This is a genomic window from Mesorhizobium sp. M1050 (genome assembly GCF_040318715.1).
GTDB lineage: Bacteria > Pseudomonadota > Alphaproteobacteria > Rhizobiales > Rhizobiaceae > Mesorhizobium.
The window spans coordinates 162297-177048 of the sequence record NZ_JAMYMV010000001.1 but is presented as its reverse complement, the minus strand read 5'-3'; the positions used below and the strand labels follow the sequence as shown (position 1 = coordinate 177048).

Here is a 14752-nt window from a genome sequence, read left to right as displayed (position 1 = left end):
TTTAGCGTTATGATTAATTTCCCGCTAACCATCTTTAATCATTGCACTTCTTCCGGGCCGGATTCGGGTTTCGAGTTAACGGAAACTTGTCCTGCGCGATTGCATTTGTACGCGTGGCGTCGCAATCGCTGTCGCGTCCAGGGAGTCGGCCTGCGTGAGGGCAGAAACTAGAAATGAGTTCGGAGCCGAAAATCCCCTTCAAACGGGGTTTGCTGTGATGAACGATCACGCGTCATCCGCATTGGCCGATACTGTTCATGCGGAGCCGTACGAACCGCGCTATGAACTGGGGACCGACGAGCTCCGCGCCCTCTACCGTACGGAAGCTCATGCGACGCGAAGAGGGGAAGCCCGGCCAGGGCTTTGGATGGCCGTTGTCATCTATCTCTTGTTTTCTGCAACGGATCTGCTGCTGATCCCAGATGTGGCTGCATACACGATCACTGCGCGCTTCGCGGTCGGATTGACTGCGCTTTTGATCCTGGAAGCGCAGCTTCGCCGGGAGGTAGCAACGGAATGGCTTGACGTCACTTGCGCCGGAGCCATCATCTTTGGCTATGTCGGTTGGCTGTGCCCTGCAGTTTTTGGTGCGGACAAAGAAAGCGTCTCTTACTATATGGTCTTCGGCACCATCTTCATGATGAGCGCCAATCTTTTCTTCACGTTCAATTTCAAACTTTCGATAGTAACTTCCACAATAATATTGTGTATACTGTACGTGGTAAATTATTTCGTGCCTTCGACGCTAATATACAAGATGGTATTCGGAACTTTCTATATCTCTTGCTTCACGTTTACCTCATATGTCAACTGGAAACTGAATGAAGAGCGCTACAACGTCTTCCTGAACGCCCTGGAAGCGAAGATCCAGCACAACGAGGCGACCGAACGCGGTAAGGCCCTGCTGAGACTGTCGCGGACCGATCCGCTTACAGGCCTGGAGAACCGGCGGGCGATCGACGAGAAGCTAAGGGACTACTGGAACGACTGGCAAAAGGTTGGCACCAGTTTTGGGGCGATCCTCATCGACGTGGACTTCTTCAAGAAGTTCAATGATTGTTACGGCCATCAGGAAGGCGACCGCTGCCTGATCCATGTCGCCAATGCTCTTAGCGAAATGATCAGGCGGTACAATGGCTCCATCGGCCGCTACGGCGGTGAAGAGTTCATTATCCTGGCTCGCGTGGAGAACAAAGAGCAGATCCTGGAGATCGCGGAAGCCATTTGCAGCACGGTGGAGAACCTGGCGCTCATCCACGAGCTGCGGCGAGACGGCGTCTCGATCGTGACCGTGAGCGTTGGCGCTGCGTTCACCAGAACGCAGACTGGCGCCAAGCTGGAGAAGATCATCCACGAGGCTGATCGCGCACTCTATCTGGCAAAAGCCGGTGGCCGAAACTGTGCTCGCCTGTTCGACCCCTCCGATCCCCAGAGCAGCGACGAGAGCGAGAACATTGCGGCTTTGCTGAAGATCGCTATCGGCCAGAACCTCGTGTCACTCGTTTACCAGCCTATCCAGGATGTCAAAACGGACCGAGTTGAAGCCGTAGAGGCTCTGATGCGCCTCAAAATGCTGGACGGCACGTCGGTTCCGCCGAGCCTGTTCATTCCCGTCGCGGAACGAACCGGCGCAATCCTGGAACTCGGGCGCTGGGCAATAAGAACGGTGTGCGCCGAGCTCCTGGCGGACGATTACGTCCGCGTCGTTAGTGTCAACGTCTCTCCGATCCAGCTCAAGACACCTGGCTTTGCAACGTCGGTAGCGACCATTCTGGGCGAGACCGGCGTCTCCGGAAGCAGGCTGGCCTTCGAGATCACCGAAGGGCTGGAGATGGAGATGCATTCGGACATTCTTCGGTGCATCAGCGACCTGAAGCTGCTGGGGATCAAGATATGGCTTGACGACTTCGGGACGGGCTTCGCGGGCCTTTCGTGGCTCCGCCTGATCGATTTCGATACGGTAAAGATCGATCGCTCGTTCCTGCACGATTGCAGCGCCCCGAACGGCAAGGCAATGCTCCAGGACATTATCACCCTGGTGCGGAATCGCGGCCACAAAATCCTGGTCGAAGGGGTGGAAACCGACGAACAGATGGCACTCATGCGCGAATTCGGCATAGACAAGGTCCAAGGCTTTCATGTCGGCCGTCCCGCTCCCGCCGTCAGTTACCAGCCAAAGCGGGCCATCCGCAAACGCCCATTCACCGTGCTTAAATCGGCATGATTGCGCCTGCTCTCCGAGGTTTGGCTTAGCTGCCCTTGGCCGCTATGGCTCAAGGGCCGCGCCGATTGCTATCGACCAATGGCAAAGCCAGGCGGGCACGCAAGGGGTGTGGCTTAGTGTTCGCCGCTCAACGCGGCGCGCAGTGCCCTGATCTGCCGGTTCAGCGCATCAAGCTGTGCCAGAGTCATGCCTGAGCGCTCGATCAAGGTCTCGTTGAGGCAGTTGCACTGGACAAGCAGTGTGCGACCGGCGGCGGTCAGATCGACCTGCACCTGGCGCTCGTCGGTCTGGCTGCGCTGGCGGGTCACCAGTCCAGCCTGCTCCATCCGCTTCACCAGTGGCGTGACGGTGCTCGATTCAAGGGCAAGCCGCCGCGCAACCGTGCCAACCGACATGCCATCGGTCTCTCCAAGCGCGTTCAGAACCAGATATTGCGGATAGGTGATGCCCATCTGGTCCAGCATCGGCTTATAGGTGCGATTGATCGCCATGCTGGTGGCATAGAGCGTGAAACAGAGTTGATTGTCCAACGGGAGAGGCACGGCGCATTTCCTTCTGCCGGTACGGCAGTCGGTTCTATACCACGAAAAACGATATCGCGATATATATTTTTATGGACAAGGTTTTCGAACTGCGATAGCGATAGTTATCGCGATATCGTTTATCGCGAAGTCAACAGAACGGAGATTGAGATGACCTCGCAATCCAAGCCCAGCTCCGGCAGCGGCACGATCACCACCAAGGACGGAACGCAAATTTACTACAAGGACTGGGGGACCGGGCAGCCGATCGTCTTCCATCATGGCTGGCCATTGAGCAGCGATGACTGGGACGCCCAGATGCTGTTCTTCCTGTCACAAGGCTACAGGGTCGTCGCCCATGATCGGCGCGGGCACGGCCGCTCGACCCAGACGGACGTCGGCAACGAGATGGATACGTACGCCGCCGATGTCGCGGAACTCGCCGCCCATCTGGATCTCAAGGACGCCATCCATGTCGGCCATTCGACCGGTGGCGGTGAGGTGGCGCGCTATGTCGCTCAATACGGCTCGGACGGCCGTGTCGCCAAGGCGGTGCTGATCGGCGCGGTGCCGCCGATCATGCTCAAGACCGCGGCCAATCCCGGCGGCCTGCCGATCGAGGTCTTCGACGGCTTCCGTTCCGCCCAGGCGGCCAACCGCGCCCAGTTCTTCCGCGATGTCCCGGCAGGTCCGTTCTACGGGTTCAACCGTCCGGGCGCGGAAATCTCGCAGGGGATCATCGACAATTGGTGGCGCCAGGGCATGATGGGCGGTACCAAGGCGCATTATGATTGCATCAAGGCCTTCTCGGAGACCGACTTCACCGAAGACCTGAAGAAGATCGACGTGCCGGTTCTGGTCATGCACGGTGACGACGACCAGATCGTCCCAATAGCCGACTCGGCGCTGTTGACGATCAAGCTGCTCAAGAAAGGCGAGCTCAAGGTCTACAAGGGCTTCCCACACGGCATGGCCACGACCCATGCCGACATCATCAACGCCGACCTGCTGGCCTTCTTCAAGGCCTAGGATATTTTTCCAGAAGGCACCCGCCATCGGGCGGGTGCCTATATCGCCCGGCCTTACCGGCTTGCAGCGACCGCCTGAGCCTTCCTGGCTTCCTTCATATTCGGAAGGAACACGGTCAGTAGCCCAAGCAGCGGCAGGTACGAGCAGACCTGGAAGACATAATCGATGCCCTTCATGTCGGCGACCACGCCGAGCACGGCAGCCGCGATGCCGCCCATGCCAAAGGCGAAGCCGAAGAAGATGCCGGCGATCATGCCGACACGTCCCGGCACCAGTTCCTGGGCGAAAACGACGATGTTGGAGAAGGCCGATGACAGGATCAGGCCGATCAGCACCGTCAGCACCATCGTCCATTCCAGGTTGGCGTAGGGCAGGGCGAGCGTGAAGGGCAGCACGCCGACGATGGAGAACCAGATCATGGCCTTTTGTCCATAGCGGTCGCCGAACGGGCCGCCAAGCAGGATGCCTAGCGCCGAGGCGCCAAGGAACAGGAACAGCATGACCTGCGACATCTGCACCGAAACGCCGAACTTATGGATCGAATAGAAGGTGTAGTAGCTGGCGAGGCTGGCGATGTAGGCGTTCTTGGTCAGCACCAGCAGCGTCAGCACCGCCAGTGCCCACATCACCTTGCGGCGCGGGAAGGGCGAGACGAAGCTCGCCATCTTGCGATTGCCCTGTGCTGCGCGCAGCCGGCTGTACCAGCCGCCGACCCGCCACAAAACGATGATCCCGATCAGCGAGCCGACAGCGAACCAGGAGATGCTGGTCTGGCCGAAGGGCACGACGATGAAGGCAGCCAGCAGCGGCCCCATGGATTGGCCGAAATTGCCGCCTACCTGGAATAGCGACTGCGCCAGACCGAAGCGGCCGCCAGAGGCGAAGCGGGCGATGCGCGAGGATTCCGGATGGAAGATCGCCGAGCCGATGCCGATCAGCGAGGCGCCGACCAGGAGCAGCGAATAGTGCCCGGCATAGGCGAGCACGACCAGGCCGATCAGCGAAGATGCCATGCCGTAGGGCAGCGAATAGGGCATCGGCCGCTTGTCGGTGATCATGCCGATCACCGGCTGCAGCAGCGATGCGGTCACCTGGAAGGTGAAGGTCAGAAGGCCGATTTGCCAGAAATCGAGGCCGTAATTCTCTTTCAGCAAGGGATAGATGGCCGATAGCAGCGATTGCATGATGTCGTTGATGCAATGGCAGAAGCTCACCGCCAGGATGACGGTGAAGGCCGTCGCCTGGGCTGAAGCGTGACTGGCGGTCGGTGGGGCGACGCTGGCGGCTGTCGTGTCGGTCAAGGTAGGCTCCGTGGTCTTTTTGGCGGCACGCCCGCAGGGCAAACTGGCGGACGCTGCTGAAGGCCGCCTAAGGAACGGTTGCCTTATAAGCTGCTTGCAGGGTGAATTCTTTCGTGGTTTGGTCCAATAGTTTCGCAAGTGGGCCATACAAGATGCCGCACGGCAAAGAAGTCTTCCACGCCGGCAGTGCCGATCTCGAGCAGTTGCACGAGCGCCGCTGGCAGTGGCTGGAGGAAGTGGCCGGGCCGGCGGTGGCGCTGCCGACCGAATATCCTGACGGCTATCGTGTGCCGCTGCACCGCCACAGCCGCAGTCAGTTGCTTCATGCGCTGGTAGGCGTCGTGCTGGTGACCACGCGCTACGGTCGCTGGATGGTGCCGCCCGACCATGCAATGTGGATTCCCGCCGGCACCGAGCATTCCGTGGAGATGCTGGGCGATGTGTCGATGCGTTCGGTCTATGTCATGCCGCAGGCGATCCCCGGGCTGCCGGAAGGCTTGCGCGTCGTCGGCGTCACTGACCTGATGCATAGCCTGATCGTGGAATCGGAAAAGCTGCCGCAAGGCGGCGAGCTGGAAGGGCGCGGCGGGCTGATCATGAATCTGCTGCTGCACGAAATCCCGACCCTGCCGGAACGGCCGCTCGGTCTGCCGTTCCCGTCCGATCCCAGACTCTCGGCACTCTGTCGGCGCTTCGTCGCCGCACCTTCGCCGCACGCGACGATCGACGAGTGGGCCGATGCCGCCGGCATGAGCCGCCGCTCCTTCACCCGCGCCTTCCAGCGCCAGACCGGCCTGTCGCTGTCGACATGGCGCCAGCAAGCCTGCCTGTTCGCGGCGCTGCCGCGGCTGGCCGATGGCGAACCGATCACCAGGGTGGCGCTCGATCTCGGCTATGACAGCGTGCCGGCCTTCATCACCATGTTCAAACGCATGCTGGGCGCGTCGCCGCGCGGCTATATGCGCGGCGCACGCGAAAGCTCGAAGTCGCTCGTCGCCTGATCGGTCCGGTCCGGCTGGAGGGCCCCGCGCCGTAAGGTCAGGTATCGGTCTTAGTCGAAGAGGCTGGACACCGATTCCTCGGTCGCCGTGCGCGAAATGGCTTCGCCCATCAGGTCGGCGATCGAGATGACGCGGATGTTGGGAGCATCGAGCACGCCTTGGGTCGGCTGGATGGAATCGGTGATCACCAGTTCCTGCAGTTTCGAGCCGCTGATGCGGGCAACCGCGCCGCCCGACAGCACGCCGTGGGTGATATAGGCGGTGACGCTGGTGGCGCCGTTGGCCAGCAGCGCATCGGCGGCGTTGCACAGCGTGCCGCCGGAATCGACGATGTCGTCGATCAGCAGGCAATCCTTGCCGGCAACCGCGCCGATGATGTTCATCACTTCCGATTCACCGGGTCGCTCGCGGCGCTTGTCGACGATGGCGAGTTGCGCGTCGAAGCGCTTGGCCAGCGCGCGCGCCCGCACGACGCCGCCGATGTCGGGCGATACCACCACGACGTTGCCGAGCTGCTTGTATTTGGCCTTCACGTCGCGGGCCATCACTGGCACCGAGAACAGATTGTCGGTCGGGATGTCGAAGAAGCCCTGGATCTGGCCGGCGTGGAGGTCGAGCGTCAGAACACGGTCGACGCCGGCGCGGGTGATCATGTTGGCGACCAGCTTGGCCGAGATCGGCGTGCGGCCGGAGGCGCGGCGATCCTGCCTGGCGTAGCCGAAATAGGGGATGACCGCCGTGATGCGCTTGGCCGATGAGCGCATGAAGGCATCGATCATGATGAGCAGTTCCATCAGGTGATCGTTGGTCGGGAACGAGGTTGACTGCAGGATGAAGACATCCTCGCCGCGCACATTTTCCTGGATTTCGACGAAGATTTCCTGGTCGGCGAAGCGCCTGACAGTGGCCTTGCCCAGCGGGACGTTGAGGTACCGGGCGACCGCTTCGGCCAGCACCCTGTTGGAATTGCCCGCGAAGAGTTTCATGCACCGTTCCTGGTGGAGGATGGAAAGCCCTGACGGACTCGCCTGCGCCCTTTAACCGGGCTTTTAGCGGCCCGCGCCGGTATTGCAAGCACCGAGATCGGGAATCCGCCGGATAATCCTAGGAAAGCCTTGCACCATCGCCGGTAGAAATCATTTCAGCCCGCCTTGCCGCCAAGCCAGGCCGCGAACTGGTCGATGGTCTGGTCGGCGATTGCCTGCATGGTGGCCGGCGAGACCCCCTTCCAGCTGTCACCGGCCCCGCTGGCGCCGCCACTAACCGAAGGCGCCTTCTGCTGACCGTTGATGCGGTGCAGGCGATTGCCTGCCGGGTCATAGACGTCCCAGACATAGATGACGGTGGTGTCGGTGCCTTCAGACATCGTCGAGAAATAGCCTTTGAGCACATGCGTCGCGGTCTGGTCGGCGCTGCCGGCGAGCGTAATGCCGCGCTGCCGGGCGCGCGTCTGCAGCTCCGCCGTCAGCGGTGTCGCGGCCTCGACCGACGCGCCGACAATCGGCGCGATCTGCAGCCGGGTCTTCGCCAGGGCGGCGGCGCTTTGGGCTGATGTGACCGGTGTGGTGGTGGTTGCAGGAGCGCCCGCCGCGGTGGTGGCAGGGCCGCCCGGGGCCGCAACCGCAGCTGCCGTGTTGCCTGATGTGGCGGGCAGTGTCTGGGTCGACGTTGCCGGCGGGGTGATGGCAGAGGGTTCGAGCACGTCCTTTGCGTTGGTGCAGGCGCCAAGAGCCAATGCCACAAGCAATGACACGGTCGTCACATGCGATCGTCTCATTTGCCTTCTAACTCCTTGGCGAAGAACGCCTCCCATTATGGATTCACTGTACGATCAAGTCGAGATCATGGCGGGACAACGGCTTCGGCTGGGATTCTGTGGTCAGGTAGGTGCGGCCAAGCGTCATCGCCGTCTCGGTGTCGGAATCCATGATGATCATGTGGGCGAACAGCGTCATGTTGGGCGCGATCGGCTCGGGATTGCCTTGGTAGAACATCGGCATGTCCATCCAGGATGGCGTGAAGCGGGCTCCGACCGAGTAGCCACAGGCGTTCAACCGGTGCTTGGTCAGGCCGTGCGCCTCCATGGTGCGGGCGTGGGCGTCGAACACGTCGCCGAAGCTGTTGCCCGGCGTCATCGCCTTCTCGACGGCCAGAAGGGCGGCGCGGGCGGCGTCGAACAGCTCCTGATGGCGCTTGGAGACCTTGCCGGTCAGCACCGTGCGCATCATCGGCGCATGGTAGTGGTTGAAGACGCCAGCCCATTCAAGCGTCAGCTGGTCGTTCTTTGTGAGCTTGCGGCGGCCGGCCTTGTAGCGGCACAACAGGGCATCGACACCGGAGCCGATGATGAACTCGTTGGCTGGATAGTCGCCGCCGCCGGCGAAGATCGCACCTTGCATGGCGGCCAGGATCAAGGCTTCGTCGCCACCCTGCTTGATCAGCGGCAAGGCCGCGTCGAGCGCGTCGTCCGAGAGATTGGCGGCCTTCTCGGCCTTCGCGATTTCGGCTGGGCTCTTGAACAGGCGCAGCCGGCCGACGATGCCGGATGCATCGGCGATCTGGCCGAAGGTCTGCAACTGTTCGTCGAGCCGGCGGCCGTTGAAGGCGGTCAGGCCGTGAGTGTCGTATTCAACGCCAATGCGAGCGCCAAGCAGGTCGAGTTCGTTGAGCAGATTGCGCAGGTCGACCGCCGGATTGGCGCCATCGCGGTCGGTCCACAGAACGATGTTGTCGATGATCGAGGTCTGGCGCGCCTGACGCAGATCGGCCGAGCGGGTCAGAAGCACCATCGAACCGTCGGCCTTCACCACCAGGCACTGGAAGAAGCAGAAACCGAACGTATCGTAGCCGGTCAGCCAGTACATGCTCTCTTGCGCGAACAGGAGGATGGCGTCGAGCTTCTTCTCGGCCATCTCGATCATCAGCCGGTCGCGCCGCGCGTCGAATTCGGATCGTTCAAAATGCAGCGCCATTATTCCCTCTCCAAAACGATTGCCGAAATCTGCCGGCCGTAATCGGGCTCCTTGCGGTGCGTGGCGCGCCGGTAGGAGTAGAACAGATCTTCCTCGGCATAGGTGCAGCGTCCGAGGCCGTCGGCTGTTACACCGGCCTTGGCCAGCCGGTCGACCGTGTAGCGGCTGAGGTCGAACATCGCATGGCCGGCGTTGGCGGAAGGCGCGAAATAGCTGATGTTCTCGGCGTCGGCTTCAACAAAGCGGGCAACGAATTCCGGTCCGACTTCATAATTTTGCGGGCCGATCGAAGGGCCGAGCACCGCGACGATGTTTTGGCGATGGGCACCGAGGCTTTCCATGGCGAGGACGGTGTTTTCAAGCACGCCTGTGAAAGCGCCTTTCCAGCCGGCGTGTGCGGCGCCGATGATGCGCGCCTGCGGATCGGCGAAGAGCACCGGACCGCAATCTGCGGTCGAGGCGCCGATGGCGACGCCCGGCCGGTCGGTGACGATGGCGTCTGCCTTGGGGCGCTCGCCGGCAAAGGGTTCCCGGGCGATGACGACATCGGGTGAGTGGATCTGCCAGGCGGTCAACAGATGGCGTGCCGGCACGCCCATCCACGCAGCGACCCGGGCGCGGTTCTCGGCCACCAGGGCCTGATCGTCGTTCGATCCGGTGCCGATGTTGAGGCCGTGATAGATGCCGCTGGAGACACCGCCAATGCGGGTGAAATAGCCGTGGCGAATGCCTTGTGCCTGCGCCTTGTCCAGCAGCGGCGACCGAACGGGATCCGGTTTGGTCTGATTCAGCATGCGGGCGTTGTTGTCCGTGTGGGCGGTTTCGTCAAGAAGAAGGTGCTTCGTCGAGAAGGAGGCGGGCTGGGCGGTGTGACCGTCTCTTTTCGCCGGACGGGAGATTGGGAGGGGCGGCGGTGAAAAGTCAATCCGCCGCGAAGGTCGTTGTTGCAGAGAATGGGACGGCCACGCCGCGCGGCAGCACCGAAAGCACCTTGAACAGTGCGCCCATGTTTTGCGGAGCGGCGAGGCGCTCGACAGCCTCAGTTATGTTGTCGCGTGTCGCCTGGTCGGCATCGGCGCCGAGGCGGCCGGCGCGTTCGAGAATCCCCATGCCGAGCAGGAAATCGCCCTGGGTCGACAGATGGGCGTCGAGGCCGTGCGCTCGAACGGCTGCGGCAAGGGCGGCGAAATCGACATGGGTAGTGAGGTCGGCCTCGCCGGGATTTGCCAGCACATCTTCGCGATTGTGGCCGCGCAATGCCTGCAGCGTGTCGCCGACGCCCGGCTGGAGATGGCCATAGTCGAGGAACAGGCCGGCACCGCCATGCCTTGATATGCGCTCTGCGATGGCCGCCATCAGTGCCGTGCGGGCAGGCGCCACTTCGACGATAGCGCCTTGCGGTGCACCGTCGGCATCGGCGGGCAGCAGCGTCGGGTCGACCGAGCCGGCACCGGCGAAGAAGCGCAGTTCGTTGGTGTCATCCAGGCCAATCATGCGCTCGCGCCAGCCGGCGCCGGCGCGGACGAACTGGCGGACGGGCACGGCGTCGAACAGTTCGTTGCCGACGATGAACAGCGGCTGCCGCGGCAGCGTCTCGATGGTTTCGTGCCAACGAACCGCGAAAGGTGTGACGCCAAGCGTCCGTTGCTGGACTTCTGTCAGGCGTGGGCTGGTCTCGATCATGGCGAAGGTGGCGCCGTTGGCGAGTTCTGGATCTAGCCGCGACAGCGTTCGCAGCATGTCCTTCATCAGCGTACCGCGGCCGGGGCCGATCTCGGCGATGGTGGCCGGCAGTGGCCGGCCGCTCGCCAGCCAGGCCTGGTACACCCACACAGCGACCAGTTCGCCGAACATCTGGCTGATCTCGGGCGCGGTGATGAAGTCGCCGGCCGCACCGAAGGGCTCGCGCGTCATGTAATAACCGTCCTGCGGGTCGAAGAGGCAAAGCGCCATGTATTCGTTGATGGGAAGCGGCCCCAATGCCTCGATCAGGTCGACGATGCGGGTCTTCAGCCGGGTCATATCGGCTGCGGCTGTGCCACCGGCTTGGCGGTCAGCATCGCCCAGATGCCGGCCAGCACCATCGGCGTCGACAGGATCATGCCCATGGTCAGCCAGTTGGTGCCGAGGAGATAGCCGAGCTGCTGGTCGGGCTCGCGGAAGAACTCGACGAAGATGCGCGACAGGCCGTAGCCGCAGATGAAGGCGCCGCCGACGAAGCGCGGCGTCTTCAGCTTGAGGCGCCAATGGGTGAGGATGCGCAGCACGAGGAACAGCACCACACCCTCGAGCAGCGCCTCGTAGAGCTGGCTGGGGTGACGGGCAAACGGCCCGCCATTGGGGAATTCGAACGCCCAGGGCACGTCCGTCGGCCGGCCCCACAGCTCGGAATTGATGAAGTTGGCTACGCGCACCAGGCCAAGGCCAACCGGCACGCCGGCGGCCACGACATCGAACAATGACCATGTGCGGATGCCGCGCTTGATCGAAAACAGCGTCATGGCGAGGATAACGCCAAGCAGGCCGCCATGGAACGACATGCCGCCTTGCCAGACCGCGAAGATATCGAGCGGGTGCGCAATGTAGCGCGGCAGATCATAGAACAGCACATAGCCCGTGCGGCCGCCCAGCACGACGCCGATGGCCGCCCAGACGATGAAATCGTCGAGGTCCACCGGCTTCATCGGCAGGACGCCGTTCGGCCACAGCTTGGCACTGGCGGCAAGCCGCTTGGCATACCACCAGGCAAACAGGATGCCGACGATGTAACCGACGCCGTACCAATGCACCGCCAGCGGCCCGATCTGGATGAGGATCGGGTTGATGTTGGGGAAGGGCAGGGAGGCCAGCGGCAGCAGGAAATATTCGTTCAACGGGGAACTCTCGGTTGCAAAACGCGTTTTCGCGCGGACCATGCGGCAGGCTTTTGGCACGGTCAAGGCAAGGTGGGCGCTCTCGACTTGATGCCGCAACGCGGCGCAACATGCTTGCATTCGACGCGCAGCGCCACTACGTCAATTTGTGCAAGCGCGAGGATTTGCCATGTCTACCGGACCGAACCGCATTCTCGATGAATTCGCCAAGCTGATGACCGATGCCGCCGGCGCCGCCCAGGGCGTGCGCCGTGAGGTGGAGACCGCCTTCAAGGGCCAGGCCGAGCGCATTCTCAACACAATGGACGTGGTGCAGCGCGAAGAGTTCGAAGCCGCGCGCGAGATGGCCGCCAAGGCCCGGGAAGAAAACAGCCGGCTCGCCGCCCGCATCGAGGCGCTCGAGACCAAGCTTGCCGAACTGAGCGGTGACGCCGCACCGGCGGCGGCGGCCAAGCCCCGCGCAAAAAAATAATCGTTAAACTTTTCCACATAGCCCGATCCTGAAAAGCGCTTTGCCGTGAATCGCTTAACGGCATTGCATGAATCTTTGTGACAGCGGCTTTCCACATGCGAATGACGCAGTGGGAAAAATTGGGCTGTTCACGCGACTCCCGATCAATAGACTGAATTTGTTGCATGATTCGGAGCAGGGTCATGTGGCCGGGCGGTGGGGTCCGGTCCGGGGTCTTTGTGTCGAGAAGTGGTCTTTGCGCGAAGAAAGTCCTGGCCGTCCGAGTTCTAGACAAGATTGTTCGTTGTGTGTGCCCTCCCGCGGAGCGTGTGGCGGCGCTCGTACAGAACGACAGGAAGCATTCCATGGAACTTCTCGAACTCGAATTCTCCCGCGAAATCCATCCGGTGGATGTTATCGAGCAGGTGGCCCACAACAACGACTGGTCCTTTGAGCGGGCCGGCGACGACGAAATTTCGATTTCGGTTGCCGGAAGCTGGACCGACTATCACGTTTCCTTCTCATGGATGGAGGATTTCGAGGCGCTGCACCTGGCCTGCGCCTTCGACATCAAGGTGCCGGAGACCCGCGCGCTGGAAGTGATGCGGCTCTTGTCGCTCATCAACGAACAGATGCTGTTTGGCCATTTCGACCTCTGGGAGCAGGAGGGCGCGATCATGTTCCGTCAGTCGCTGCTGTTGGCCGGCGGGGTCGAGCCGTCGAGCCAGCAGGTCGAAGTCTTGCTGTCGTCTGCGCTGGAAGCCTGCGAATGCTATTTCCAGGCGTTCCAGTTCGTCGTCTGGTCGGGGACCTCGGCCAAGGACGCGCTGGCCGGCGTGCTGTTCGAGACCTACGGCAACGCCTGAACCAAGGCAGAAACGGAAGATGAGTTCGAGCAGCGCGCTTAAGCCCGAGATCAGTTTTGCCGATTTCGATCGTGTCGACATCCGCGCCGGCACCATCGTCGAGGTCGAACCGTTCCCCGAGGCGCGCAAGCCGGCATTCAAGCTGAAGATCGATTTCGGCGCCGGCATCGGTATCAAGAAGTCGTCGGCGCAGATCACCAAATATTATACGCCGGAGACGCTGGTCGGCCGGCAAGTGTTCGCGGTGGTCAATTTCCCGCCGCGCCAGATCGGCCCGTTCATGTCGGAAGTGCTGACGCTCGGCTTTCCCGACGAGGAGGGTGCCGTGGTGCTCGGCGCAATCGAGCGCAAGGTGCCGGACGGCGGCAGATTGTTTTAGACCGTTGCGTTCCCTTCGCGTCGGTTCCGAGCATTCATTGCGGTTGCGCCTGCGTCAGGCCGCCAGCTTCCGCGTCGTGCCGAGCGCCTCTTCGACCGTGTCGAGAAACATTTCGGCGCAGGCTTTCCAGCTGTAGCGCATGGCGCGTTCGCGTGCTTGCGCGCGATCTACGCTGAGGGCGGCAAGCGCTGCCTCGCGCAGATCGTTCGACACCGCGCCGCCAAAACCGTCGCCGACGATGTCGATTGGCCCGGTCACCGGATAGGCGGCGACTGGGGTGCCGCTGGCCAGTGCCTCGATGATGACGTTGCCGAACGTGTCGGTGCGGCTGGGGAAGACGAAGACGTCGGCCGAGGCATAGATCTCGGCCAGTTCGTCATTGGGGCGGTGGCCCAGGAAATGCGCTCGTGGGAATTTCGCCTTCAGCCTGGCAAGCTCCGGACCCTCACCGACGACCACCTTGCTGCCGGGCAGATTGAGTTCGAGGAATGCACCCAGGTTCTTTTCGATGGCGACGCGGCCGACGCAGAGGAAGACCGGCCCGGGGAAGCCGAGGTCCTTCTTCTTGTCCGGCCGGAAATGGTCGGTGTCGACGCCGCGCGTCCACGGCCGCAGCTTGTTGAAGCCGCGCGCCGAGAGGTCGTCGGCGAGCGACTGGGTGGCGACGAGCGTGCCCTGCCCGGAATTGTGGAAATCGCGCAGCCAACGATAGGTCCAGCTCTCCGGCACCGGCAGGCGGGCGCTGAGATATTCGGGAAAGCGCGTGTGATAGCTGGTGGTGAACGGCCGGCCGGCATTGCGGCAATAGCGCCGCGCCATGATGCCCAGCGGACCCTCGGTGACGATGTGGATGTGATCCGCCTTGCCGGCTTCGATCAGGCGCGCGACATGGCCGGGGGTGGTCAGTGCCAGCCTTATGTCGGGGTAGGTCGGCAAGGGTAGCGTGCGAAAGATGTTGGGCGTCAGGAAATCCACCGCGACATCGAAGGATTTCAGCGTCTCGGTGAGCCGCTCCAGCGTGTGGACGACGCCATTGACCTGCGGGCGCCAGGCGTCGGTGACCATCAATATGCGCATGGCGGCCCTTTGCAGGAAAGGTCGACGGTTGCTTTGAGACGATGCCTGAACGGCGACC

At 62.3% G+C, this 14752-nt stretch carries 15 protein-coding genes; 6 read left to right on the top strand and 9 right to left on the bottom strand.

Features of this window, described 5'->3' with window-relative positions; translation table 11 throughout:
• The first annotated feature begins 217 nt into the window (after positions 1 to 217).
• The gene (locus tag NKH57_RS00915) at positions 218 to 2224 is read left to right on the top strand and encodes a putative bifunctional diguanylate cyclase/phosphodiesterase (protein ID WP_352603472.1); all 2007 of its coding nucleotides are present in this window, start codon (positions 218 to 220) and stop codon (positions 2222 to 2224) included.
• A 113-nt stretch (positions 2225 to 2337) separates the two neighbouring features.
• On the opposite strand, the gene NKH57_RS00910 is transcribed toward NKH57_RS00915, so the two are convergent.
• Positions 2338 to 2766 (bottom strand): MarR family winged helix-turn-helix transcriptional regulator, encoded by a 429-nt coding sequence (locus tag NKH57_RS00910; protein ID WP_352603470.1) that lies wholly within the window; start codon positions 2764 to 2766, stop codon positions 2338 to 2340.
• Positions 2767 to 2916: 150 nt separating this feature from the next.
• On the opposite strand from NKH57_RS00910, the gene NKH57_RS00905 reads away from it, so the two are divergent.
• Entirely contained in the window at positions 2917 to 3774 is an 858-nt protein-coding gene (locus NKH57_RS00905; RefSeq protein WP_352940931.1) for an alpha/beta fold hydrolase, read from the top strand.
• A 53-nt stretch (positions 3775 to 3827) separates the two neighbouring features.
• Here the strand turns inward: NKH57_RS00905 and NKH57_RS00900 are convergent, their stop codons facing one another.
• Positions 3828 to 5075 (bottom strand): MFS transporter, encoded by a 1248-nt coding sequence (locus NKH57_RS00900; protein WP_352940929.1) that lies wholly within the window; start codon positions 5073 to 5075, stop codon positions 3828 to 3830.
• 152 nt (positions 5076 to 5227) lie between these two features.
• Here NKH57_RS00900 and NKH57_RS00895 point away from each other — a divergent pair, with 152 nt between their 5' ends.
• The gene (locus NKH57_RS00895) at positions 5228 to 6076 is read left to right on the top strand and encodes an AraC family transcriptional regulator (RefSeq protein ID WP_352940927.1); all 849 of its coding nucleotides are present in this window, start codon (positions 5228 to 5230) and stop codon (positions 6074 to 6076) included.
• Positions 6077 to 6126: 50 nt separating this feature from the next.
• On the opposite strand, the gene NKH57_RS00890 is transcribed toward NKH57_RS00895, so the two are convergent.
• From NKH57_RS00890 to lgt, 6 genes are all read right to left on the bottom strand, one after another.
• On the bottom strand, positions 6127 to 7062 hold the full coding sequence (locus NKH57_RS00890; protein WP_013530002.1) for a ribose-phosphate pyrophosphokinase: 936 nt from the start codon (positions 7060 to 7062) through the stop codon (positions 6127 to 6129).
• Between the two features lie 155 nt (positions 7063 to 7217).
• Positions 7218 to 7853, bottom strand: coding sequence for a hypothetical protein (locus tag NKH57_RS00885; protein ID WP_352940925.1), 636 nt, complete (start codon positions 7851 to 7853; stop codon positions 7218 to 7220).
• A 43-nt stretch (positions 7854 to 7896) separates the two neighbouring features.
• Positions 7897 to 9048, bottom strand: coding sequence for a M24 family metallopeptidase (locus NKH57_RS00880; RefSeq protein ID WP_023761207.1), 1152 nt, complete (start codon positions 9046 to 9048; stop codon positions 7897 to 7899).
• Positions 9048 to 9842: a peptidoglycan editing factor PgeF gene (gene pgeF, locus NKH57_RS00875; RefSeq protein WP_352940923.1), complete on the bottom strand. Its 795-nt coding sequence runs from the start codon at positions 9840 to 9842 to the stop codon at positions 9048 to 9050. The genes NKH57_RS00880 and pgeF overlap by 1 nt, the downstream gene beginning before the upstream one ends.
• Positions 9843 to 9969: 127 nt before the next feature.
• Complete coding sequence (locus NKH57_RS00870; RefSeq protein WP_352940921.1) at positions 9970 to 11070, bottom strand: class I SAM-dependent methyltransferase; 1101 nt, start codon at positions 11068 to 11070, stop codon at positions 9970 to 9972.
• Positions 11067 to 11921: a prolipoprotein diacylglyceryl transferase gene (lgt, locus tag NKH57_RS00865; RefSeq protein WP_352603456.1), complete on the bottom strand. Its 855-nt coding sequence runs from the start codon at positions 11919 to 11921 to the stop codon at positions 11067 to 11069. The genes NKH57_RS00870 and lgt overlap by 4 nt, the downstream gene beginning before the upstream one ends.
• A gap of 169 nt (positions 11922 to 12090) precedes the next feature.
• On the opposite strand from lgt, the gene NKH57_RS00860 reads away from it, so the two are divergent.
• The 3 genes from NKH57_RS00860 (at position 12091) to NKH57_RS00850 (ending at position 13617) form a co-directional block, all read left to right on the top strand.
• Positions 12091 to 12393, top strand: coding sequence for an accessory factor UbiK family protein (locus NKH57_RS00860; RefSeq protein ID WP_352940919.1), 303 nt, complete (start codon positions 12091 to 12093; stop codon positions 12391 to 12393).
• Positions 12394 to 12737: 344 nt separating this feature from the next.
• Entirely contained in the window at positions 12738 to 13238 is a 501-nt protein-coding gene (locus NKH57_RS00855; protein WP_013893499.1) for a type III secretion system chaperone family protein, read from the top strand.
• Between the two features lie 19 nt (positions 13239 to 13257).
• A complete protein-coding gene (locus NKH57_RS00850) occupies positions 13258 to 13617 on the top strand; it encodes a tRNA-binding protein (RefSeq protein WP_352940917.1) in 360 nt (119 codons plus the stop codon).
• A gap of 54 nt (positions 13618 to 13671) precedes the next feature.
• On the opposite strand, the gene NKH57_RS00845 is transcribed toward NKH57_RS00850, so the two are convergent.
• Positions 13672 to 14694, bottom strand: coding sequence for a glycosyltransferase family 4 protein (locus NKH57_RS00845; protein WP_352940915.1), 1023 nt, complete (start codon positions 14692 to 14694; stop codon positions 13672 to 13674).
• Between the last annotated feature and the right edge of the window lie 58 nt (positions 14695 to 14752).

Coding starts and splice junctions, on each gene's coding strand:
- NKH57_RS00915 (WP_352603472.1), top strand. CDS start 218: ATGAACGATCACGCGTCATCCGCATTGGCCGATACTGTTCATGCGGAG.
- NKH57_RS00905 (WP_352940931.1), top strand. CDS start 2,917: ATGACCTCGCAATCCAAGCCCAGCTCCGGCAGCGGCACGATCACCACC.
- NKH57_RS00895 (WP_352940927.1), top strand. CDS start 5,228: ATGCCGCACGGCAAAGAAGTCTTCCACGCCGGCAGTGCCGATCTCGAG.
- NKH57_RS00890 (WP_013530002.1), bottom strand. CDS start 7,062: ATGAAACTCTTCGCGGGCAATTCCAACAGGGTGCTGGCCGAAGCGGTC.
- NKH57_RS00885 (WP_352940925.1), bottom strand. CDS start 7,853: ATGAGACGATCGCATGTGACGACCGTGTCATTGCTTGTGGCATTGGCT.
- NKH57_RS00880 (WP_023761207.1), bottom strand. CDS start 9,048: ATGGCGCTGCATTTTGAACGATCCGAATTCGACGCGCGGCGCGACCGG.
- pgeF (WP_352940923.1), bottom strand. CDS start 9,842: ATGCTGAATCAGACCAAACCGGATCCCGTTCGGTCGCCGCTGCTGGAC.
- NKH57_RS00870 (WP_352940921.1), bottom strand. CDS start 11,070: ATGACCCGGCTGAAGACCCGCATCGTCGACCTGATCGAGGCATTGGGG.
- NKH57_RS00860 (WP_352940919.1), top strand. CDS start 12,091: ATGTCTACCGGACCGAACCGCATTCTCGATGAATTCGCCAAGCTGATG.
- NKH57_RS00855 (WP_013893499.1), top strand. CDS start 12,738: ATGGAACTTCTCGAACTCGAATTCTCCCGCGAAATCCATCCGGTGGAT.
- NKH57_RS00850 (WP_352940917.1), top strand. CDS start 13,258: ATGAGTTCGAGCAGCGCGCTTAAGCCCGAGATCAGTTTTGCCGATTTC.
- NKH57_RS00845 (WP_352940915.1), bottom strand. CDS start 14,694: ATGCGCATATTGATGGTCACCGACGCCTGGCGCCCGCAGGTCAATGGC.